Raw genomic sequence first — 21,125 nt, forward strand, 5'->3', positions numbered from 1 at the left:
CGAGCGCGGGCGTAGCCTGCCGGCTGACGCGACCACGCCGGCTCGGCCGCGGGCCGGCCAGCGGAAGGAGCCGCTTTGGAAGGCACCAGGCCGTCACCGCCGCCCGCACCACCGCACCGACTCGACGCGACGGGAGCCGGCGGGCACACGGAGGCGGGGCTCCTCCGGGAGCGCGGGCCGGCCGCTCCGGTACTGCTGCCGGGCGGAGTGCCGGCCGTCGCGGTCACCCGCTACGAGGAGTTGCGGGAGTTCCTCGCCCACCCCGACGTCGCCAGGGACCCCCGCCATTTCGCGGCCCTCCAACAGGGCGCCGTCCCGGACGACTGGCCACTGACCGTCTTCGCCACCGTCAGCGGCATGGTCACCGCCGACGGTCCCGACCACCGCCGTCTGCGCGGCCTGGTCACCCGCGCCTTCACCGCCCGCCGCGTCGAGGCCCTGCGACCGCGCGTCGAGAAGCTGACTGCCGACCTCCTCGACCGGCTTCCCGAACTGGCGGACCCCGACGGCACCGTGGACCTCCGCACGCACTTCGCCTACCCGCTCCCCATGGAGGTGATCGGCGAACTCCTCGGCGTCGACGGCGAGCTGAGGGACACCCTCCACCGCTGCTCGCAGACGATCGTCAGCACCTGCGCCACCCCGGAGGAGACCCGTGCCGCCCACCACGAGACGGCAGTCACCCTCGAACGCGTCGTCGCGGCCCGCCGTTCCGGGCCCGGCGACGACCTCACCAGCGCCCTGCTCGCCGCCCAAGAGGAGGACGGCGACCGGCTCACCGCGGGCGAACTGGTCGGCACGCTCCTGCTGTTGATCGTCGCCGGCCACGAGACCACGCTCAACCTCCTCACCAACGCCGTACGGGCACTGTGCACGCACCCCGACCAACTGGCCCTGGTCCGCGCCGGTCGGGCCGGTTGGGCGGACGTCGTCGAGGAGACCCTGCGCCACGACAGCCCGGTCGGCCACTTCCCCTTCCGCTACCCCACCCGAGACCTGACGATCGGCGACACCGTCGTCCCGCAGGGCACCGCGGTCCTCGCCTCCTACCTCTCCGCCGGCCGCGACGAACGCGCCTACGGCCCGGACGCCGCCCGCTTCGACGTGACCCGCCGCCCCGCACACCGCCACCTCTCCTTCGGCCACGGCCCCCACCACTGCCTCGGGGCGCCCCTGGCCCGGATGGAGGCGACGATCGCGCTCCGCGCGCTGTTCACCCGCCACCCAGGGCTCACCCTCGCCGTCCCCGACACCGAACTGCCCCGACACCGCAGCTTCGTCGGCAACAGCACGGACACCCTTCCCGTCCGCCTCGAACCCGCGCGATGAGCGTCGCCCGGGACCCTTCCGCGGCGCGTCCCGTACATGACGCACACGACCGCGGCCGCCGCGATCCACTGACGGATCCGGGACGGATCGCGTCGTGATCGCGGCGGCCGAAGTCGCACAGGGGGTCAACCGGAGGGTCGATCGCGGGTCAACTGCCGGTCACCAGGGGCCACAACCGGTCGCCGCCGCCGGCCGCCACCACCCGCCGCCCGATCCTCCGCTGCCAGGCGTGCTCCCCACCGTCCTCGTCGCGCCAGGACCACATCCGGGTGGTGGCCAGACGCAGCGGGCTGAGCTCGGTGAAACCGATCGCGCCGTGGAGCTGGTGGGCGATGCGGGCGATCTCGGCCACCGAGGCGGAAGCCTGCGCGGCCGCGATCCAGGCGGGGAACTCCGCCGCGCCCGGCTCGGCCAGGGCGGCGGTCGCCGCGCCCACGGCCGCGCCGATCAGCGCCGCCTCCTCGACCAGCTTGGCCTCCTCCTGCTTGACCGCCTGGAAGTGGCTCAACGGGCGGCCGAACTGCACCCGGGACGAGGTGTGGGCCACGGTCAGCTCGACACAGCGGCGCGCCGCCCCGGCGATCAGCGCGGCCCGCGCCAGACCGGCCCGCCACCGCGCCTCCTCGACCAGCGCCGCCGGAACCCGGCGCACCCGCTCGGCGGGCACCGCCACATCGATCAGCACGAGCTCGTCCCGGGGCTCGCCCGCCAGATTGGTGCCCGCGACCTGCCGGCACTGGCCGGCGTCCAACAGCAGCAGCATCGGCCCGCTGGACGGACCCTCGGTCAGTACCACCACCGCGTCCGCGCCGCGGGCCCACGGCACCCGGCTCAGCGTGCCGCTGACCCGCACGGCGTCATCGGTGCCGCCGGCGCCCAACGGGCCGACCCGGCTGCCGGTGTCCACGTGGGCGAACCGCACGTCGAGCGGACCGGAGGCGACGGTGAGCGGGCCGTCGGGGACGGGGAGTTGGGCCGCGGCCAGCAGTGGGCGGGCGACCAGCAGCGTCTCGGCGAGCGGCGCCGGGGTGGCGCGGCGGCCGGCCTCGCAGACCAGGTCCACCAGGACGGCCGGGTCGGTGTCGAGCGACGGCAGGGCGTCGGCGGCGCGCAGTGCCCGCCACAGCGAGGGGGCGGACGCCGCGGGGCGCCCCAGGGCGCCGGTCCCGAAAGTCCCGTCAGTCCCGTCAGCCTTGTTGGTCTCGCTGGTCGCGTCGGTCTCGTCCGCTGCGGCGAGGACGGCGGCGGCGCGTTCGAAGAGGGATTGCGTGCTCATGAGTTCAGCTCCAGACCTCGGGTGATGATGCCGCGCAGGATCTCGTTGGTGCCGCCGCGCAGGGTGTAGCCGGGGGAGTGCAGGATCGCGGCGGCGAGCAACTCGGGATAGGTGCCGCGGGTCGCGTCGAAGCGGGCGGCGACGGGGAGGACCTCCCGGACCTCGCCCACGAGCTCGCCCTCGAAGCGCGTGCCGAGGTCCTTGACGAGTGCGGCCTGCACATCGGCCGGGCGCCCGGCCTCCAGGGCGGCGGCCACCCCCAGCGAGAGCTGCCGGATCGAGGCCAGCCGCGCGGTCAGCCGGCCCACCCGGCCGTGCTGCTCGGGACTGCACGCGGCCCGCTGCAACTGACCGACGAGCGCGGTGAGCAGCGGCAGCGTGGACAGGAAGCGCTCGGGACCGCTGCGCTCCAGGGCCAGTTCGCCGGTGACCTGCCGCCAGCCGTCACCGGGACGGCCGAGCAGCGCGTCATCGCCGACCTCGACGCCCTCCAGATGGAAGTAGTTGAAGGTGTGCTCGCCGGTGAGCAGGCGGATCGGCTCGACCCGGATGCGCGGAGCGCGCAGGTCGACGATGAACTGGCTGAGCCCGGCGTGCCGGTCCTCGGAGTCCTCGGTGCGGGCGAGCACGATCGCGTAGTCGTTGATGTGCGCGCCACCGGTCCACATCTTGGTGCCGGTCAACCGCCAGCCACCGGCGGTCCGTTCGGCCCGGGTCTGCACGGAGGCCAGGTCCGAGCCGCTGTTCTGCTCGCTCATGCCGATCGAGAAGAAGCACTCGCCGGCGGCGATCCGGGGAAGGTAGAACTCCCGCTGATGCTCGGTGCCGTGGCGCAGGATGGAGGGCCCGGCCTGCCGGTCGGCGACCCAGTGGGCCGAGACCGGGGCGCCGGCGGCCAGCAGTTCCTCGATGACCACATAGCGTTCGAGGTTGCCGCGCCCGCCACCGCCGTACTCCTGCGGCAGGGCCATGCCGACCCAGCCGCGTTCGGCCAGGCGGCGGGTGAACGCGGGGTCCCAACCGGTCAGCCAGGAGTCGGGCCGGCCCAGGATGGTGCCGGCGGCGCGTTCCTCGGCGAGGAAGTCGCGCACCTCCTGCCGCAGTTTCCGGGCCTCGACGGGCAGCGTCACGGCCCCGGTGGCAAGGGGGGAGAGAGCCATTCGGATACTCCTCACGGGTAGGGGTGGTTGGGTAGGGGTGGACCGGAGGTCGGCGGTCAGGCACCCGTGAAGTGCGGGCGGCGGCGCTCCTGTTGGGCCCGGACGCCCTCGCGGAAGTCGTCCGTGGTGGTCGTCACCGGCTGGGCGAGTGCCTCCCAGGCAAGGGCCTGTTCGACGGTGGGTTGCCCCTGGGCCAGGCCGCTCTTGGTCAGTCGGACCGCCAAGGGGGCCGCCGCGGCGATCTCCTCGGCCACGCCGAGCGCGGTGTCGAGCACCTGGGCGGCGGGGACCGCGGACTGCACCATCCCCATGGCCGCGGCCTGGGCGCCGCTCACCAGCCGCCCGGTCAGCAGCAGTTCACGGGCCCGCGGCAGCCCGACGGCCTCGGCCAGCGTTGCGGTGGTGGCCATGCCCGCGTGCAGCCCGAGCCGGACGAACGGCGCACCCAGCTTCGCGTCCTCGGCGGCGTAGCGCAGGTCGCAGGCGAGCGCCAGCGCCAGTCCGGCCCCCACCGCATGGCCGTTGACCGCCGCGATGGTGGGAACGGGCAGGTCACGGACGGCCAACCAGGTCCGGTAGAAGCCCGACAGGTGGGCCCGCGCGCCGGCGAGGCCCTGGTCGTGCTGGCCGCCGAGTTCGCCGAGGTCGGCGCCCGAGCAGAACGCGGGTCCGGTGCCGGTGACCACAACGGCGCGCAGGTCGGGGGAGTCGCGCAGGGACCGGAGGGCGCGCCGCCACTCCTCGGTCAGCCGACTGGTCATCGGGTTGCGCTTGGCGGGATTGTCGAAGGTGAGCACGGTGATGCCGTGCGGGTGGTGCGCGATGCGCAGCGGTTCCTGCTCGCTCACGAGGGGCCTCGATTCCGGGAGTTGGGGACTCAGGCGGCCGGGGTGCGGCCGATCTCGGCGAACACTTCCTCGGTGTGCTCACCGAGCGCCGGGCAGTGCCGGTGCAGACCGGCCGGGGTGGCCCAGTACCGCACGGGCTGCCCGATGAGGTGGTAGCTGCCCTCGGTGGGGTGCTCGACGGTCTTCAGCAGCTCGCCCTCGACGGCGTAGTCGCTGTTGGCGGCCTCGTCCAGGCTCAACACCGGGGCCGCCGGAATGCTGGCGGAATCGCAGAACGACTGCCACTCCGTGGTGGTGTGACGGGAGGTCAATTCCCCTACGAACGCGTAGAGTTCGTCGACGTTGCGGGCGCGCTCGGGGAGCGAGGCGAAGCGCGGCTCGTCGGCCAGTTCCGGGCGGCCGACGAAGGCGAAGAAGTCCCGCCAGTTGCGGTCGCTGTAGGGCAGGATGCACATCCAGCCGTCCGCCGTGCGGGAGGCGGTGCGCTGCGAACTGAGGGCCCGCCGATAGCCGATGGGGCCCTCCGGCGGATCCAGGGTCGCCGCAGCCAGGTGCTCGACCAGGTTGAAGGCCACCATGGTGTCGGCCATCGGAACCTCGACGTGCTGCCCCTGGCCGGTACGGTCGCGGTGGTGCAGCGCGGCAAGTGCCGACTGCACGATCACCAGGCCGCAGATCTTGTCCGCGAGGACCGTGGGGACGAAGTACGGGACCCCGCTGACCTGTTCGTTCAGCCACACCAGGCCGGAGGCCGCCTGCACGATGTCGTCGTAGGCCGCGTGCCCGCCGAGCGCGGAGTCGCTGCGGAATCCCTGCGCGTTGAGGTAGACCAGGCCGGAGTTGACGGCCGCCACCTCCTCGTAACCCAGGCCGAGTCGGGCCAGTGCCTGCGGGCGGACGTTGGTGAGGAACACATCCGCGGTCGCGAGCAGATCGAGCAGTGCCTCGCGGCCGCCCGGTGCCTTGAGATCGACCACCACGCTGCGCTTGTTGCGGTTGAGATTGAGTGTCAGCGCACCCATCCCGGGACTGCGGGTCGGCGGGTAGTGGCGGGTCATGTCCCCGGCCGGCGGCTCGACCTTGATCACGTCCGCCCCGAGGTCCCCGAGCTGCTGCGCCGCGTACGGAGCCATGATCACGCTGGCCAACTCGACCACCCGCACCCCGCTCAACGGCCCCACGCCACCGGCCTCTTGCTGCCCTGCCGCCATGCCAAGCCTCCGATCTCCTTCGGAACCGGCGCTGGCTGCCGGCCCGTTGAGACCAGTCAAAGCCCAGGCAACTCATATCGTCCAATACTTCCTGCTGCCACTTCTCATATGCCCTTCCATATGAAACGGGGTGGGCGCGTCCAACTGCCCCCTCGCCCCTTCTCCGCGGATGGCCGAAGCGAGCGCTGGGTAAGGTGCCTCGTCGTCGAGGGTGAGTTGGCCCTTGAACGGCTCGGTCCGCGGGTCGTGGCCGATGGCGATGAACGGTCCGGTGACCGGGAGTTCGGAGGTCTGGCCGGTGGTGACGTTGCGCAGCGGCGCCCCCTCGGATGCCGAGCAGGCGGCCGAATATTCCAAGCCGCAGCCAAGTGGGCGGCGTAGCCGGCGAGAAATTCCTCTGCCGAGGTGCGAGCCGGAACGGATGTGCAGGGGCTCGGCGTTGAGGTCAACCGGAGCGGTGAGAACGCATCGCACCGGAAGGACGTGTGCTACGGGCGCACGAAGTCATCCGCGCGCCCGAAGTTTTGGCGCACGGTCCCGCACGGCCGACCGACGCCACCACCGCCGGCTCCCTCCCCGAGCAGACCGGTCACCCGCGGTGCCGGAGCCGAAGCGCCAGGGCCGGGCACTGGCTGACCGCGCGACGGGCGCCGTGCTCCTGCCAGGAGGCGACCGGCAGGGCCGTGGAGGCGGGGTAGCCGTGCGGGCCGAGACGGACGAGGTCGGGAGCCAACACGGCGCACAGGCCATGGCCGGCGCAGCGGGACCAATCCACCTCCAGCCGGGCCCCGTTGGCACGTGGCAGCGGCAGCGCGCCGCGCACGGGACGGCCGCAACCGGGACCGGCGAGGTGCGCGTCGACGTCCTCGGCGAAGACGTCAAGCGCGGTGAGCACGAAGCGGGCCGTGCCGTCGGGATGCGAGCAGGCGCCGCCGCCCTGGGCCGCCCCGAGCGCAGACCGGGCGTTCTCCAGTACCGAGGGCTCGGCGGCACCGGCGGCCAGCAGGGCCAGGGCTTCTGCGGCCGCGGGCAGACCGCGCTTGCACGGCCCGCACTGGCCGGCCGACTCGGCCGCCAGCCAGGCGGCGACCTGGGCGACCTCGCCGAGCGGGCAGGTGTCGTCCGGGAGCGCAACGATCGCGCCCGCGCCGAGAGTTCCGCCGCGATCGGCCAGTCCGGCCCGGGAGAGCGGCGCGTCGACGACGTCCGCCGACGGCAGCCAGGCACCGTGATAGCCACCCACCAGCACCCCGGCGCCCGGCCGGAGCCCACAGGCATCCAGCACCAGACCCAGCCGAATGCCGGCCGGAACCTCGACCACCAGCGGATCGCCGCTCGGTTGATGGACGGTGAGCAGGACCGTGCCGCCTTCGGCGGCGGTGCCGACGGCGGCATGGGCGTCGGGGCCGAGCCGGGCCGCAACGGCGAGTTGCGCCCAGGTCTCGGCGTTGGAGAGCAACGTGGGGCGGCGGCGCACCCCGCCTGTTCCGCCGTCGGCCGCGCGGGACTTCAACGGCGCCGGCACCACGGGCAGACCGTTGACGCCACGGATCAGGGCTCCCGACTCACCGGAGGCGAAGCGCTCGGGCAGGCACAACGTCCGCGCCTGGCAGGGGAGTTCACGTTCGGCGAGGGCGGCCGGGACCGATACCTCGCCGGGGCTGCCCGCGGTGACCGCGATCACGATCTCCTCCGCGCCGAACGCCACCGCGGCCAGGCAGGCACCGTCCAACACCAGGTGCGGAACGCGGGTGAGGAGCATCTTGTCCTTGGCGCTGGCCGGTTCGCCCTCGGCGCCGTTGACCACGATCACGGGCGGCGCACCGGTGCGGTCGGCGGCAACGAGCGCGGCCCGCGCCTTGCGGGCGAACGGGAAGCCGGCACCGCCGCGACCGGGCAGCGCAACGGCGTCAGCCAGTGCGAGCAGACCCTCCCGATCGAGTTGGCGCAACGGTTGATGGGTCCGCGTGTGCGCGGCGAGATCCAGGCGCTGGTGGCGATCCAGGCCGGCGGTGAGCCGGGCCGATCCCATCCAGCCGACCTCGGGCAGTTCCAGTGGGGCGTCGTTCACTCGGTGCTCCTCGGTCGGGCCCGCCGGAACGGCCGGTGCCGCGGCCCCGCGGCGTGCCTGGGCTGCCCGGCCGGACCGACGCTCCGTGCGGACCGCGGAAGGGGCACCGCCGGCGCCGCGGACTCGGCCGCCCAGGCAGTGGGACGGGTGCTCGTCACGGGCCGGGCGGACGGCGTGGACAAGGCGGCCAACGCGGCCGGGCGGGCGGAAGCGGGCCGATATGCCTTGACGCCTCGCCGCCGGCGGCCCAGGGACCGACGATGCCCCAGGTAGGAAAGCCCGCGGACCAGCAAGGCCAGCGCCACCAACGCCGCGCACAGGCCGTACCCCCACAGCACCCACACATGTGCCTGGCGCCCCGCCGCCAGCCCGTGCACCAACGCGATCGGCCAACAGGCATACGCCGTCGAATGCAGCACCCGCCACAGCCACGGACGGCGACAACCGGCGAACCGCCCCCGGAACACACCGGTGGCCATGATCAGGACGAGCAGATCGGCGGCGAGAGTGCCCAGGCTCACCGCGAGGGCGACACGACCGGTGAACGGGACCACCGCGTTCTGCACGGCGGTGTGCCGCTCGATGACCTTGACGGCGATGTGGATGCCCAGGAAGCCGAGCGCCCCGACGGCGCCCGCCCGATGCACGGACTGCATCGCCACCCGGAGCCTGGGACTGAGCACCAGCCGGTCGGTGGCGACCAACCCGCACACCACCACGGCGGTCAGCGAGAGCAGGGTGAAGACGCCGGCGAAGTAGTCCAGGAAGGCCATCGTCCGGCCGGCCAGTGCGGCCGTCGCGGCGCCCGTCGAAGACTGGGCGAGCAGGGCGACGCTGGAAATGGGACACCTTCTTCCGTGCACTCGGACCACGCAGCGAAGACCGCGGCGGGGCCGGATCGAGATCCCCCGCATGCTCATGTCGAGGAGAACACCGGCGGGTGTGACGCAGCCGTCCTGCACGACTCGCACATTGTTAGCGCGTCCCCAGCCGGTGACAACGAACCCCGCTACGACCCGCGACCGTAGCGAGAACCGACGGAGGCACGGGTTTCCCGGAGCTTCCTCAGGGGCCGCCCGCGAGTTGGGCACTACTACCGCGCGTAGGAGCGTCGAGACCGATGTGACCGGTCTCACCCGCACCGGGCCGGCTGCGGCACCATGGGCCGCGACGAAAGCCCGCCCGGGAACCGCCTGGCCGGCTGCACAGGCGCGTACCGGTCGTGATCAATGAGCGGGTTTCTCCCTCGCGTTGATCTTCGATCCGGTCGCCCGTCGTGCGCGACACCCGCGCAACTACCCGGTGTGGAGCGGAAGTTCGACGATCCGTACCTGTCGATCGGCGCGTCCGGCCCGCATCCGATCCGGAGTGTGCGGCACCGGTGCGGTGTCGGCCCCCGAGGTCAGGTGAGGGCGGTGACCAGCACGGCGGAGACGGCGATGATCGCGCCGAAGATCAGCGGCGCTGCGGCGGTGACGACGAGGCCGGTGCCGTGGTGGTGCCGTCCGGCGACGGCCCAGACCGGCGTTCCATGACGTGGCGGTGACGATGCGCGCCCGGTCTGCGAGACTGCCCGAGTGATCGTCAGACTTGCGCGGGAGCAGGACCTCCCCGGCCTTCTTGAGTTGGCCGCTCAGGTCGAGCACTGGTTCGGCCCGATGGTTGAGGATCCGGGATTCCACAGCGCCGTGGACAGGCACCTGCGCCGGTCCACGGCGCTCGTCGCCGTCTCGGGTTCGGACGTCGTCGGTGGCCTGTTGTTCGGTGACAACGCCCCGACCTATCACGTCCATTGGCTCGTCGTCTCGGAGGAGACGCGCGGGGAGGGCGTCGGCCGTGCCCTGGTGGCGGACGCGGTACGCCGGTTCGTACCGGGGCCGGGCACCATTGAGGTGGTCACCTTCGGGGCCGACCATCCGGGCGCGACCGCCAGCGGCGCCCGCGTCTTCTACGAGCGCCTCGGCTTCAGCCCGGCCGAGGCCGCCGACCCCGGACCGGAAGGCGGCTCACGGCAGATCTATCGCCTGGCCGTCACGTGATACCCCGCACCGTCTTGCGCGTTGACCTCTCTCACATAGCGAACTCGTTGATGAAGTGGGAGTTCTCACCGATCGCGACGACCCGGGCGTCGCCGATGATGGCGCGCAGCGGCGCCAAGTCATCGAGCGGTGCCTCGGGGTCGAGACGGGCGAGCGGGGCCGCATGGGTTCGGAGCCAGTCGGTGAACGGGGCGGGGACGGGCGAAGCAGCCGTGCTGGCGGCAGCTCGATTCTGCGCGGGGAAGGGTTGGGGGAGTGGGACGGTGAACCTTGCGTTGACTCTTGGGACGATGGGCCGTGCGTTGACTATTCCGTCTGTGCCGTCTACTCCGTGAGCTCGGCCGCCGCGGCCTCCAAGTCGTCGATGCTGCCGGACATGAGGGTGCGGACGTGTGCGGTGAGGTGCTGGAGCGGCCAGTCCCACCAGGCGAGGGCCAGGAGGCGCTCGATGTCCGGATCGCTGTAGCGGCGTCGAATGAGGCGGGCGGGGTTGCCGCCGACGATGCCGTAGTCGGGGACGTCGTCGACGACCACGGCGCCGGAGGCGATGATCGCCCCGTGGCCGATACGGACGCCCGGCATCACCATGGACCGGTAGCCGAACCAGACATCATGGCCCACCACGGTGTCGCCCCGCCCTTCCAGGCCGGTGATGAGGTCGAAGTGCTCGGCCCAGGAACCGCCCATGATGGGGAAGGGGAACGTGGAGGGGCCGTCCATGCGGTGGTTGGCGCCGTTCATGATGAACCGCACGCCCTCGCCCAGGGCGCAGAACTTCCCGATGACCAGCTTCTCCGGTCCGTAGTGGTACAGCACGTTGCGGGTCTCGAAGGCGGTCGGGTCGTCGGGGTCGTCGTAGTAGGAGAAGTCACCGACCTCGATCAGCGGCGAGGTGACCAGCGGCTTGAGCAGCACCACGCGCGGCTGGTCGGGCATCGGGTGCAGCACGGTGGGGTCGGCGGGAACAGGCGGCATCACGGAGGGCTTCCTTTCTGAAGGGTGTCTGGCTGAGGGATGTCTGCGGGGCCGGAGGGCTCAGCGCCCGGTCGCGGACGCCCCGGTCGCCGGTATGTCCAGGCGGTCGCCCCGCCAGCGCCGTCGCAGCCGTCGGTCGTGGCTGACGATGACGAGGGCGCCGTCGTACCCGTCCAGTGCGGTTTCCAGGTCCTCGACGAGGGCGGGCGACAGATGGTTGGTGGGTTCGTCGAGCAACAGGGCGTCCGACGGCTCGCTGAGCAGGCGTGCCAGGGCCAGGCGTTGCAACTGCCCGGTGGACAACCGGCCGACGGGAACGGTGAGTTGCTCGCGGTCGAACAGGCCCAGGGACAGCAGCCGTTCGGCATGCTCATCGGTCTCCCCGGTCCCGACTCCGGCCCGGCCGCGGACGAAAGCGGTCAGCACGGTCTCGTCCGGTTTTCCCGGGCGCGGCTCCTGGGGGAGGTGGCCGATCCTGCCGTGGCGGGTGACGCTCCCGCCGTCGGGGGCGACTTCGCCGGCCAGGACGCGGAGCAGGGTGCTCTTGCCCGCTCCGTTCGGCCCCGTGATGAGTAGGCGCTCGCCCGCCTTGACGGTGAGGCTCGTGCGGTCGAGCCGGTCCGTGACGGTGAGGTCGGCGCCGTCGAGTACGACGCCTTCCAGGCGGCGGGCCCGCAGGACGGGGGTGAAGCGCAGCGGCTCCGGCGGGGGCGGAACGGGGTCGGCGAGAAGACGGCGCAACCGTTCCTCGGCGTTGCGCACCCGGCTGGCCAGCGACTGCTGCACCCGACCGCCCGCCCGGTCGTAGGCCATCTTGTTGCCGTCCTTCATCGGGCGGCCGGGGGCCACTTGGCGGGCGGTGGTCGCCGCGGTCTCGCGGAGCCGGTCGACGTCGGCCCGCCACTGGTCGTGTGCCTGGGCCCAGCGCTGCCGGGCCGCCGCCTTCTCGGCGAGGTAGCCGGCGTAACCATTGCCGTACCGGACGACGCGGCGCCGATCGGCGTCCACCTCCAACAGGCTGGTGGCGACCCGCTCCAGGAAGGCCCGGTCGTGGGAGACCGCCACCGTGGTGCCCCGCCGGGTGCGGAGATGGTCTTCCAACCAGTGCAGGGCGGAGTCGTCGAGGTGGTTGGTGGGCTCGTCCAGCAGCAGCACCTCCGGTGCGGCCGCCAGGACGGCCGCCAGCCGCAACCTGACGCGTTCGCCGCCGGACAGGCTGCCCACGGTGCGGTCGCGGCCCACCAGTCCCAGGCCGAGACCGTGCAGGGCGCGTTCCACGCGGGCGTCGGCGTCGTAACCGCCGCGCAGTTCGAAGACGGTCATGAGCTCGCCGTACTCGGTCAGGACCGACTCGTCGCCGTCGGCCATCGCGGCCTCCAGGCGGCGCATGCGCTCCTCGACGGCGCGCAGATCGCTCAACGCCCGGTCGATGACCTGCTGGACGGTCGCCTGCGGCGCCAGCCGTTCGTCCTGGGCGAGATAGCCCACGCCGCCGGTGGCCTGGACGACGACCTCGCCCTGATCGGGCCGTTCACGCCCGGCGAGCAGGCGCAGCAGGGTGGTCTTGCCCGATCCGTTCTCGCCGATGATCCCGGTCCGTTCGCCCGCGGCGAGCGAGCAGGTCACCGAGTCAAGAACGAGCCTGCCCTGGAAGGACTTGCTGACGGCGAGCGCGGTGATCTGGGTAGGCATAAGAGGACTCCAAAGCATTCGAGAACGAGGCGGTCATCAAGGGCCGCGTGGCCGGGCGAACGCTTTGAAGGAACATCGGTCACTCTCCTAGTGCGACAACTGCTGCTTTAAGATGTTGGCACAGCGCCGCCCCCTGAGCAATCGGATAACCAGTGATGACTCCCACAGGCAACACACCACCTCAAGAGCCGCCTCAACAACCAGCCCAACAACCAACCCCCGGACCAGCGTCGGAGCCAGAAGGCGCCCGGACGCCGCCCCGGCGTCGCCCCGGGGGGCGCACCGCCCGTATTCGCAGGCAGGTGCTTGACGCGGTCCTCGCGGAGCTCGGCGAACACGGCTACGACGGCCTCACCACGGACACCGTCGCCGCCCGCGCCGGCGTGCACCGCACCACGGTCTACCGGCGCTGGGGAGATGTCGGCGGCCTGCTCGCCGACGTCCTCGACGCGGCGGGCGACGACGACTGGCAGCCGCCGGACAGCGGCTCACTGGAAGGCGACCTGACGGCGCTGAACGAGGAGATCCAGACGGCCCTCACGGCCCAACCCCCGGTCGTGACCGCGCTGATCGCCGCCTCGTTCCGCTCCGAGAAGGCCGCCGAAGCCCAACAGCGGCTCTGGGAGGACCGGTACGCCCGTTGCGAGGTCATCGTCGCCCGGGCCGTCCAACGCGGCGAACTCCCAGCCGACACCGACGCCAGGCAACTCCTCCTCGCCGCCACCGCCCCGCCCTACCACCAACTGCTGCTGCTCCGCGTGGCCCCCGACCCGCAGCTCCCCGGCCGCGCCGCCAGAACCGCGGCCCTCGCCGCAGCGGCCGGCGCCTTCACCAAGCCCCCGCCAACGGGCGGAGCCTGAGCGGCACTTCAGCGGATCGATCCCTACGGCTGATGGATCACCGGAGGGGGGCGGGCCGCCGTTCAGCCGCGGTCGAGCAGTGCCAACGCCATCTGCTGGAGGGAGCGGACGAAGCGACCCGGGTCGTCCGCCGGCGTCAGGCGGCGGATCAAGTCGCCGTCGAAGACGGCGAGTAGGGCATGGGCCACGAAGTCGGCGTCGAGGTCGGGGCGTTCGTCCGCGAACAGGGTGCTGAGATGATGGTGCCAGAACTGGTAGCTGGGATCGCCGTACTTGTCCTCGGCGCAGGCCCGCTCGTGCGCGGAGAGCAGGGTGGCGTTGCCCTCGGCGATCGCGCCGAGGGCATCGAGGAAGGCGAGCAGCCGTTCGCGGGCCGGCGCTCCGGGGCCCAGGGGCGGCGGCCCGTTGGTGACGGCCTCGCGCAGTTCGCGCGACCGCTCTTCCAGCAGCGCTTTGAGCAGGCCGGCGCGACTGCCGAAGCGCCGGAACACGGTGCCCTTCCCGACGCCGGCGAGCGCGGCCACGCGGTCAAGCGACACGTGATCTCCGCCGCCTTCTGCTAGGAGTTGCTCGGTCGCATGGAGTACCGCGCGACGGTTGCGGGCCGCATCGGCACGCTCGGTGCGGGCGCGCTCTCCGGTCATCTGCACCTCACAGCTAGAGACAAGACGCACTAGACGGACTGTCAGTCCGGATATTACCGTGCACCAAACGGACTGGAAGTCCGGATGACGCACGGCTACCGGAGGGCATCTTCATGGGCATGCGCGCACTCGTCGTCGATCCCGACGTTCCCGGGGCTCTGCGCCTCGGAACGGTCGCGGAACCCCGGCCGGAACCACGCCAGTTGGTGCTCGACGTCCGTCACATCTCCCTCAATCGCGGCGAGGTCGCGTTCGCCGGACGACGGCCGGCCGGGACCATCCACGGCTACGACGCCGCCGGAGTCGTCGTGCGGGCCGCGGCGGACGGGACCGGACCGACCGTAGGAACCAGAGTCGCGGCGTTCGGTGCCGGCGCATGGGCCCAGCGGATGGCCGTCGACACCACCGCCGTGGCGGAAGTCCCGGCCCAGGTCGACCTTGCCGACGCGGCCGCGCTGCCGATGGCCGGCATCACCGCGCTCCGCACGCTGCGCTCCCGTTCCATCCTGGGCCGGCGGGTACTGATCACCGGTGCGGCGGGCGGCGTCGGCCGATACGCCGTCCAACTGGCGGCCCTCGGTGGCGCCCACGTGATCGCCTCGGTGGGATCGTCGGCACGCGCCGAGGGCCTGGCCGAACTGGGCGCCCACGAGGTGGTGATCGGCCTGGAAGGCATCGACCGGCCGGTTGACCTCGTTCTCGACAACGTCGGTGGCCCCCAACTCGCCGCCGCGTGGGAACTCCTCGCGCCGGGCGGGGGAGTGCAGACCATCGGCTGGGCTTCCAACGAGCCGGCGGAGTTCGCGCCGTACTCGCTGTTCTTCGTGGGACCGGCCAAGACGATGAGCACGTTCGGCGATGTCCATGAGGCCGGCCCGGACCTGGCCACCCTGTTGGAGTTCGTGGCGGCCGGCCGGCTCTCTCCGGAGGTCGACCGGCGCGACTCCTGGGAGCGCGTCACCGAGGCCGCGCAGACGCTGCTGGACCGGCGCGTTGCGGGCAAGGTGGTCCTCGACGTGACGGCGGGGACGGCTGCCTGACCCACGGCTGCCCGGCCCGCGTCGACGGCAGGTGGCCCCGGCCGACCGGCGGGAGTTGGGGTCGGACGGCCCCTGCCGCAGTCCGGGCCGGGGCCCGCACGCTGAAGAGGTCGCAGCCCGTGGCGACGGAACAGCGGGTCGCAGGGAGGGGAAGGCACCATGACGGACACGGCCACCGCCGTCCGCACCGGGTGCGCGACGGTCTGCGCGCTGCTCGCCGACGGAAGCACGGTCCAACTGCGGCCGGCGGACCCGACGGACCGCGAGCACGTGCTGCGCCTCTACGGAGAGATGTCAGCGGACAGCCTGCGCAACCGGTTCTTCATGGTCAGCCGACGCTCCGGCGAGCGGGCCGCAGACCGGCTCTGCACCCCCGGCGGCCCCGGGCACCGCACCCTCGTCGCCCTGCACGGCGACCGGTTGGTCGGCGTCGCCGAGTACGAAACCGGCGATGCGCCGATCCCGGCGGAGACCGCCCGGACCGCTGGGGGGAGCGTTCCGGCCACCGTGGAGACGGCCCGGACCACCCCTAGCACGTGCACCTCGACCACCGCCGAGATCTCGCTGGCCGTCGCCGACGACTTCCACCGCCGGGGCGTGGGCACCCTGCTGCTGGAACACCTCGTGCACACCGCCAGGGAGAACGGCGTCACCGCCTTCACCGCCGACGTGCTCGCCGACAACCACCCCATCCACCGCATCCTCGCCGACCTCGGCCTGCACGTCACCCGGCGGTACGAGGACACCACCGTGCACGGCGTCATCCGCCTCGAACCGGACGAGAGGTACCGCTCCGCCGTGGACCTGCGGGGCCGCACCGCCGGCACCGCGAGTCTGCGCCCGCTGCTTCGGCCCCGTTCGGTCGCCGTCATCGGAGCCGGCACCAAGCCCGGTTCCGTAGGACGGGCCATCCTGCACAACCTGCGCGAGGGCCACTTCCGCGGACTCCTCCACCCGGTCAACCCGCACGCCCACGCCGTCCTGCACCTCCCGGCGTACGCGTCCGTCGGCGACCTTCCGCACCCGCCGGACCTCGCCGTCCTGGCGGTGCCGGCCGCCGCCGTCCCCCGGGCCGCCGAAGAGTGCGGTCGGGCCGGGGTGAGGGCCCTGGCGGTGGTGACCGCCGGCCTCGACGCCGTCCGCACCGCGGAGTTGACGGCGGTCTGCCGCCGGTGGGGCATGCGGATGGCGGGGCCCGACTGCCTGGGCATCGCCAACACCGAACCGGACGTCAGCCTGGACGCGACCTTCGCCGCGGACCGACCGCTGCCCGGCACGGCCGGCGTCGCCGTCCAGTCGGGCGGCGTCGGCATCGCCCTCCTGGGCGGACTCTCCCGCCTGGGCATCGGCGTCTCCAGCTTCGTCTCGCTCGGCGACAAGCGGGACGTCAGCGGCAACGACCTCCTCCAGTGGTGGGAGTGCGACGGCCGGACCGAACTGGCCCTGCTGCACCTGGAGTCGTTCGGCAACCCCCGCGCCTTCTCCCGTACCGCGCGGCGGGTCACCCGGCGGATGCCGGTGCTCACCGTCGACACGGGACGTTCGGCGGCCGGACGCCGGGCCGCCGCCTCGCACACCGCGGCCGCGGCCGTCCCGACCATGACCCGGCGCGCCCTGTTCCGACAGGCCGGCATCACCGCCACCGACACCCTCGGCGAACTCCTCGACACCGCGGCCCTGTTGCACTCCCAACCCCTGCCCAACGGCCCGCGCATCGCCGTGCTCTCCAACGAGGCCGGGATCGGCGTACTGGCCGCCGACGCCTGCACCGACGCCGAACTCGCCGTGCCGGAACTGGCGTTGGCCCTCACGGAGGAACTGCTCGACGCGCTCCCGGAAGGCGCCACCGCCGCAAACCCGATCGACGCCACGCCGGCCGTCACCGCGGAGGTGCTGCGCCGATGCCTGGACCGCCTCGCCGCCTCCGGAGCGGTCGACGCCATCCTGGTCGCGCTGGTCCCCACGGCCCTGACCACTGGGGTGGGCACCGACCCGAACACCGCACTCACCCCCTCCGCCCTCATGCCCGCTGGCGGCCGCTGCCCGATCCTCGCCGTCCGGCCCGACCAGCCCGAACGCGTCCGACTGCTGCACGCGGACGACGGGCGGGCCGTCCCCTCGTACGGCGACGCACAGTCGGCGGCCCGCGCGCTACGCCATGCCGTGGCGCGCGCCCAGTGGTTGGCCCGACCGCCGGGGCGCCCCGTGGAACCGGTCGGCGCCGACGCCACCGGGGCCCGCGCACTGGTCGCCGCATTCCTCGCCGAGGCCCCGACCGGCGGCTGGCTGGACGCCCGCCGGACCGCCCGCCTCCTGGACTGCTACGGCATCCCCCGCCTTCCCCAGGCATACGTCACCACCGAGGAGGCGGCCGTCGACGCCGCCGCCCGACTGGCCAGCCGCTCCGGCACGGTGGCCCTCAAGGCCCAGGGACCCGACCTCGTCCACGAGGCCGAGCGGGGCGGCGGGTTCCTCGACCTGCGCGGCCGGCACGCCGTGCGGACCGCCTTCCGTGATCTGGCCGCCCGCCTCGGCACGGCGATGACCGGCGCACTGGTCCAACCGATGGCGGAACGCGGCGCCGAACTCCTCGCCGGCGTCGTCCAGGACGAGGTCTTCGGCGCCCTGGTCGTCTTCGGCCCCGGCGGCACCACCAGCGAACTGCTCGCCGACCACGCCGCCCGCCTCGCCCCGCTCGCCGACACCGACGTCCATGACCTGCTCACCACGCCCCGCTGCGCTCCGCTCCTCTTCGGCCACCGCGGCGCCCCACCGGCCGATCCGGCCCCCCTCAAGGACCTGTTGGTCCGCCTCTCCCAGATGGCCGGCGACCTCCCCGAACTGGCCGAGGTCGAGTGCAACCCGGTGATCGCCCGCCCCGACGGCTGCACCGTCGTCGACGCACGCGTCCGCCTCCTGCCGCGCCGGTCGACCGACCCCTATCTACGCCGCCTCCCGTGAAGGCGGACGGTGAGTCTTTGAACGCGCCTCGCGGGGAGGGGAGTTGACGCGTTGACTGGCGGAAGGGGTGTGCGGGTGAGCTGCGCGGGCAGCTGGGCGGAGCGTGGCCGCCGGGTCGAATGGGCGCGCTGGGCGGCCGAGTTCGCCCTTGGACCTCGATCGAGCCCGATAGGCACCGGCTGTCGTGCGGCGACCGGCTTCTGATGGGAGGAGTTGAGCCGCGCACTGCCGGCCAGGCGGCCCATGCACGCGCGCCCGTCCCACCGCAATTCCCAGGCACGGCACCGTGGGGGCCGCCCCGCCGTGCGGGCACCGGTCAAGGTTGAGTCAAAGACTTGCGTACCCACGCAAGTACGAGGGTAGGATTTCAGCCGTTCGAAGAGAAGGAATCGAGGCACCTCGTTCGGTGAGGCGTCTTCGCGGACACAGGCCACTGACCCCACGACGTCGAGAGACGCCCAGGTTCAGGACAGGTCTCCCCGACCTAAGGGGTGACCCCAAGTGGCTTCCCCTGTACGGGGATTACGCCGTGGAGTGCCAAAGCTCTGACGAGTTGGGGTGAGCCAGTCATCGTGGACTGGTCCGCTCTTTGCCGTGTCCGTTTGGCGCCCGCGTGCGCCCCGGCCGGAAGGAGGCGAGAGACACCATGGACGGCCATTGCAGTAGTCCGGGCCACAGTCGGCCCCATATGCGTATGTCATCTCCGATGTCTTCTTCGACCTCCGGTACGCAGTAACAACCTCCTGCGCGAGAGCACCCTCCCCCCACGCACCCGTGCGGCCACCGGCCGTGCCGGGGCGCTGTGCTGCGCGTTCGCAGGGGGATCGCCGCTGCGTGCCCCAAACCTCCCCCGTTGGGGGACGGGAGGCTTTCATGACCAACCTGACCACCACCGCCACGCCATCGACTCCGCCGCAGTCCAGCGCGGTGCTCGACGACGCCCACATCGGAGACATCCGCGGTGCGCTTGGCACCATCAGGGTCGACGACACCGCCCCGCGCCTGGGGCTCTCCGCCAAATTCAAGACGCTGCTCGCGATCGTCGGCCCCGGCCTGATCGTGATGGTCGGCGACAACGATGCCGGCGCCTTCGCCACCTACGGCCAGGCCGGCCAGAACTACGGCACCAGCCTGCTGTGGACCCTGCTGCTGCTCGTTCCCGTCCTGTACGTCAACCAGGAGATGGTGCTCCGACTCGGCGCCGTCACCGGGGTCGGGCACGCGCGCCTGATCCTGGAGCGGTTCGGCAAGTTCTGGGGCGCGTTCTCCGTCATCGACCTGTTCCTGCTCAACGCGCTGACGCTGGTCACGGAGTTCATCGGCATCACCATGGCCGCCGACTACCTGGGCCTGCCCAAGACCGGCTCGGTGATCCTGGCCGCCGCGATCATCATCGCGTCCGCGTTCACCGGTTCCTTCCGTCGCTTCGAGCGGATCGCCGTCGCGCTGTGCATCGGGTCGCTGCTCCTGGTCCCGCTCTACTTCATGCTCCACCCCAAGGCGTCGCAGATGGCGCACGGCTTCGTCGTCCCCGTCATCCCCGGCGGCAGCGGCGAGTTGGCCACGGTCATGCTGCTGATCATCGGCATCGTGGGCACTACGGTGGCGCCCTGGCAGTTGTTCTTCCAGCAGTCCTACGTCATCGACAAGCGCATCACCCCGCGCTTCATGAAGTACGAGAAGGCCGACCTGTGGATCGGCATCGCCATCGTGATCATCGGCGCCGCCGCCATGATGGGCCTGGTCGCCGCCGCCTTCGCCGGCACCAAGGGCTTCGGCAACTTCACCGACACCGCGGGCCTGATCACCGGCATCGAGGCCAAGGCCGGAAAGGTGGCAGGCGTCCTCTTCGCCATCGCCCTGCTGGACGCGGCGATCATCGGCGCCTTCGCCGTCTCCCTGTCCACCGCCTACGCGATCGGCGACGTGTTCGGGATGAAGCACTCCCTGCACCGGGGCATCAAGGGAGCCAAGGGCTTCTACGCCGTCTACGCCGGCCTGGTCGCCGCGGCCGCCACCATCGTGCTGATCCCCGGCTCCCCGCTCGGCCTGCTCACCCAGGGCGTGCAGACCCTCGCCGGCGTGCTCCTGCCCTCCGCCACGGTCTTCCTGCTGCTGCTCTGCAACGACAAGCAGGTCCTCGGACCATGGGTGAACGGGCCCAAGACCAACGCCTTCACCGCGGCGGTCGTCGGCGTCCTGGTGTCACTGTCGATCATCCTGACCGCCTCGGTGCTCTTCCCCGACATCAGCGCGAGCATGATCCTCGACATCATGGCCGGCTGCGGCGTCGCCGGGGTACTGGCCGCCGGCTACGCCTTCACCCGCCGGCGCACCGCCACCAAGGAAGACCCGATCGACCGCACCGGCCGCGAGTCATGGCGCATGCCGCCGCTCGTCACGCTGACCCGACCCGCCATGTCCACCGGCCGCAAGCTGGGCATGGGCGCCCTGCGCACCTACCTGCTGATCGCGATGGTCCTCGTCGTCATCAAGATCGTGCAGGTCGCCCTCGGCAACTGACCCACCCGCGCCGGCGCTTGACCATCCCCCGACCGGGGTGGCGGCGGGACCCCTCCCCACCCGCCGCCACCCCCCACCGCCCCCTCACGGAGGAGGGAGGCCCTCATGCGCCTTCTCCCGCACCTCACCAAGCTCACCGCACCGGCCCGCCGGCGGCACCACGCCACCGACGACCGACCCGCCCCGCACACCACCCACCACTCTTGCCCACACCTCCAGTTGACCCTGCACGACGGCACCGAGCGGGACTACCTGCTCGACAGCCCCAACACCTGCCCCAGCCCCACGGGGCCGTGCGCCAGGTACGAACCGCGCATCCACCTTGCCTACCTCCTCGCCCAGCAAGGCCACGACGCCCACTGGCTCGCCCACTACGCCGACCTGCCGCTATCCGCGGCCGAGCGCATCACCGCCGCCGCCACCACACCCCCGGGCAGATAGGGCCGACACAGCGAGGCGGTCGGCGACGCGGGCTCTCCGCCCCCGCGTCGCCGAC

General features: G+C 72.4%; 17 protein-coding genes, 1 pseudogene and 1 riboswitch. Of the genes and pseudogenes, 8 read left to right on the forward strand and 10 right to left on the reverse strand.

Annotated elements, in window-relative coordinates:
• Positions 1-75 precede the first annotated feature (75 nt).
• Positions 76-1,329 carry a cytochrome P450 family protein gene (locus PV796_RS39300; RefSeq protein WP_274918648.1) on the forward strand — a complete coding sequence of 418 codons (1,254 nt, stop codon included), beginning with the start codon at positions 76-78 and terminating at the stop codon, positions 1,327-1,329.
• A gap of 148 nt (positions 1,330-1,477) precedes the next feature.
• Here the strand turns inward: PV796_RS39300 and PV796_RS39305 are convergent, their stop codons facing one another.
• The 7 genes and pseudogenes from PV796_RS39305 to PV796_RS39335 all read right to left on the reverse strand — a co-directional run bounded on the left by PV796_RS39305 (position 1,478) and on the right by PV796_RS39335 (position 8,815).
• Positions 1,478-2,605, reverse strand: coding sequence for an acyl-CoA dehydrogenase family protein (locus PV796_RS39305; RefSeq protein WP_274918649.1), 1,128 nt, complete (start codon positions 2,603-2,605; stop codon positions 1,478-1,480).
• Entirely contained in the window at positions 2,602-3,765 is a 1,164-nt protein-coding gene (locus tag PV796_RS39310) for an acyl-CoA dehydrogenase family protein (RefSeq protein ID WP_274918650.1), read from the reverse strand. Before PV796_RS39310 ends, PV796_RS39305 begins: the two co-directional genes overlap by 4 nt.
• Before the next feature lie 56 nt (positions 3,766-3,821).
• The gene (locus PV796_RS39315) at positions 3,822-4,613 is read right to left on the reverse strand and encodes an enoyl-CoA hydratase/isomerase family protein (RefSeq protein ID WP_274918651.1); all 792 of its coding nucleotides are present in this window, start codon (positions 4,611-4,613) and stop codon (positions 3,822-3,824) included.
• Positions 4,614-4,642: 29 nt separating this feature from the next.
• Positions 4,643-5,824, reverse strand: coding sequence for a CaiB/BaiF CoA transferase family protein (locus PV796_RS39320; RefSeq protein ID WP_274918652.1), 1,182 nt, complete (start codon positions 5,822-5,824; stop codon positions 4,643-4,645).
• A gap of 198 nt (positions 5,825-6,022) precedes the next feature.
• A pseudogene (locus tag PV796_RS39325) lies at positions 6,023-6,148 on the reverse strand (thioredoxin-disulfide reductase); the annotation flags it as partial.
• Positions 6,149-6,413: 265 nt separating this feature from the next.
• The gene (locus PV796_RS39330) at positions 6,414-7,895 is read right to left on the reverse strand and encodes an NADH-ubiquinone oxidoreductase-F iron-sulfur binding region domain-containing protein (RefSeq protein WP_274918654.1); all 1,482 of its coding nucleotides are present in this window, start codon (positions 7,893-7,895) and stop codon (positions 6,414-6,416) included.
• Complete coding sequence (locus PV796_RS39335) at positions 7,892-8,815, reverse strand: hypothetical protein (protein WP_274918655.1); 924 nt, start codon at positions 8,813-8,815, stop codon at positions 7,892-7,894. Before PV796_RS39335 ends, PV796_RS39330 begins: the two co-directional genes overlap by 4 nt.
• 384 nt (positions 8,816-9,199) lie before the next feature.
• Between PV796_RS39335 and PV796_RS39340 the strand changes: the two genes are divergently transcribed.
• Both PV796_RS39340 and PV796_RS39345 read left to right on the forward strand, forming a co-directional pair.
• Entirely contained in the window at positions 9,200-9,430 is a 231-nt protein-coding gene (locus PV796_RS39340; protein WP_274918656.1) for a hypothetical protein, read from the forward strand.
• Between the two features lie 42 nt (positions 9,431-9,472).
• Positions 9,473-9,934: a GNAT family N-acetyltransferase gene (locus PV796_RS39345; RefSeq protein WP_274918657.1), complete on the forward strand. Its 462-nt coding sequence runs from the start codon at positions 9,473-9,475 to the stop codon at positions 9,932-9,934.
• Positions 9,935-10,258: 324 nt separating this feature from the next.
• Here PV796_RS39345 and PV796_RS39350 read toward each other — a convergent pair whose 3' ends face one another.
• Both PV796_RS39350 and abc-f read right to left on the reverse strand, forming a co-directional pair.
• Positions 10,259-10,870 (reverse strand): CatB-related O-acetyltransferase, encoded by a 612-nt coding sequence (locus PV796_RS39350; protein ID WP_446750711.1) that lies wholly within the window; start codon positions 10,868-10,870, stop codon positions 10,259-10,261.
• Positions 10,871-10,969: 99 nt separating this feature from the next.
• Positions 10,970-12,601: a ribosomal protection-like ABC-F family protein gene (abc-f, locus tag PV796_RS39355; protein WP_274918660.1), complete on the reverse strand. Its 1,632-nt coding sequence runs from the start codon at positions 12,599-12,601 to the stop codon at positions 10,970-10,972.
• Positions 12,602-12,756: 155 nt separating this feature from the next.
• On the opposite strand from abc-f, the gene PV796_RS39360 reads away from it, so the two are divergent.
• Positions 12,757-13,461, forward strand: a complete 705-nt coding sequence (locus PV796_RS39360; protein ID WP_446750660.1) for a TetR/AcrR family transcriptional regulator — start codon at positions 12,757-12,759, stop codon at positions 13,459-13,461.
• A 62-nt stretch (positions 13,462-13,523) separates the two neighbouring features.
• Here the strand turns inward: PV796_RS39360 and PV796_RS39365 are convergent, their stop codons facing one another.
• On the reverse strand, positions 13,524-14,105 hold the full coding sequence (locus PV796_RS39365) for a TetR/AcrR family transcriptional regulator (protein WP_274918661.1): 582 nt from the start codon (positions 14,103-14,105) through the stop codon (positions 13,524-13,526).
• Positions 14,106-14,224: 119 nt separating this feature from the next.
• On the opposite strand from PV796_RS39365, the gene PV796_RS39370 reads away from it, so the two are divergent.
• From PV796_RS39370 to PV796_RS39385, 4 genes are all read left to right on the forward strand, one after another.
• Positions 14,225-15,145, forward strand: coding sequence for a zinc-binding dehydrogenase (locus tag PV796_RS39370; RefSeq protein ID WP_274918662.1), 921 nt, complete (start codon positions 14,225-14,227; stop codon positions 15,143-15,145).
• A gap of 159 nt (positions 15,146-15,304) precedes the next feature.
• Positions 15,305-18,106, forward strand: a complete 2,802-nt coding sequence (locus PV796_RS39375) for a bifunctional acetate--CoA ligase family protein/GNAT family N-acetyltransferase (protein WP_274918663.1) — start codon at positions 15,305-15,307, stop codon at positions 18,104-18,106.
• A 391-nt stretch (positions 18,107-18,497) separates the two neighbouring features.
• A riboswitch (M-box (ykoK) riboswitch) is annotated at positions 18,498-18,671 on the forward strand.
• Positions 18,672-18,979: 308 nt separating this feature from the next.
• Positions 18,980-20,629, forward strand: a complete 1,650-nt coding sequence (locus PV796_RS39380; RefSeq protein ID WP_274918664.1) for an NRAMP family divalent metal transporter — start codon at positions 18,980-18,982, stop codon at positions 20,627-20,629.
• A 105-nt stretch (positions 20,630-20,734) separates the two neighbouring features.
• Entirely contained in the window at positions 20,735-21,070 is a 336-nt protein-coding gene (locus tag PV796_RS39385; protein WP_274918665.1) for a hypothetical protein, read from the forward strand.
• Positions 21,071-21,125 lie beyond the last annotated feature (55 nt).

It is taken from the genome of Streptomyces sp. WZ-12, assembly GCF_028898845.1.
In the GTDB taxonomy this organism is placed as follows: Bacteria; Actinomycetota; Actinomycetes; order Streptomycetales; family Streptomycetaceae; genus Streptomyces.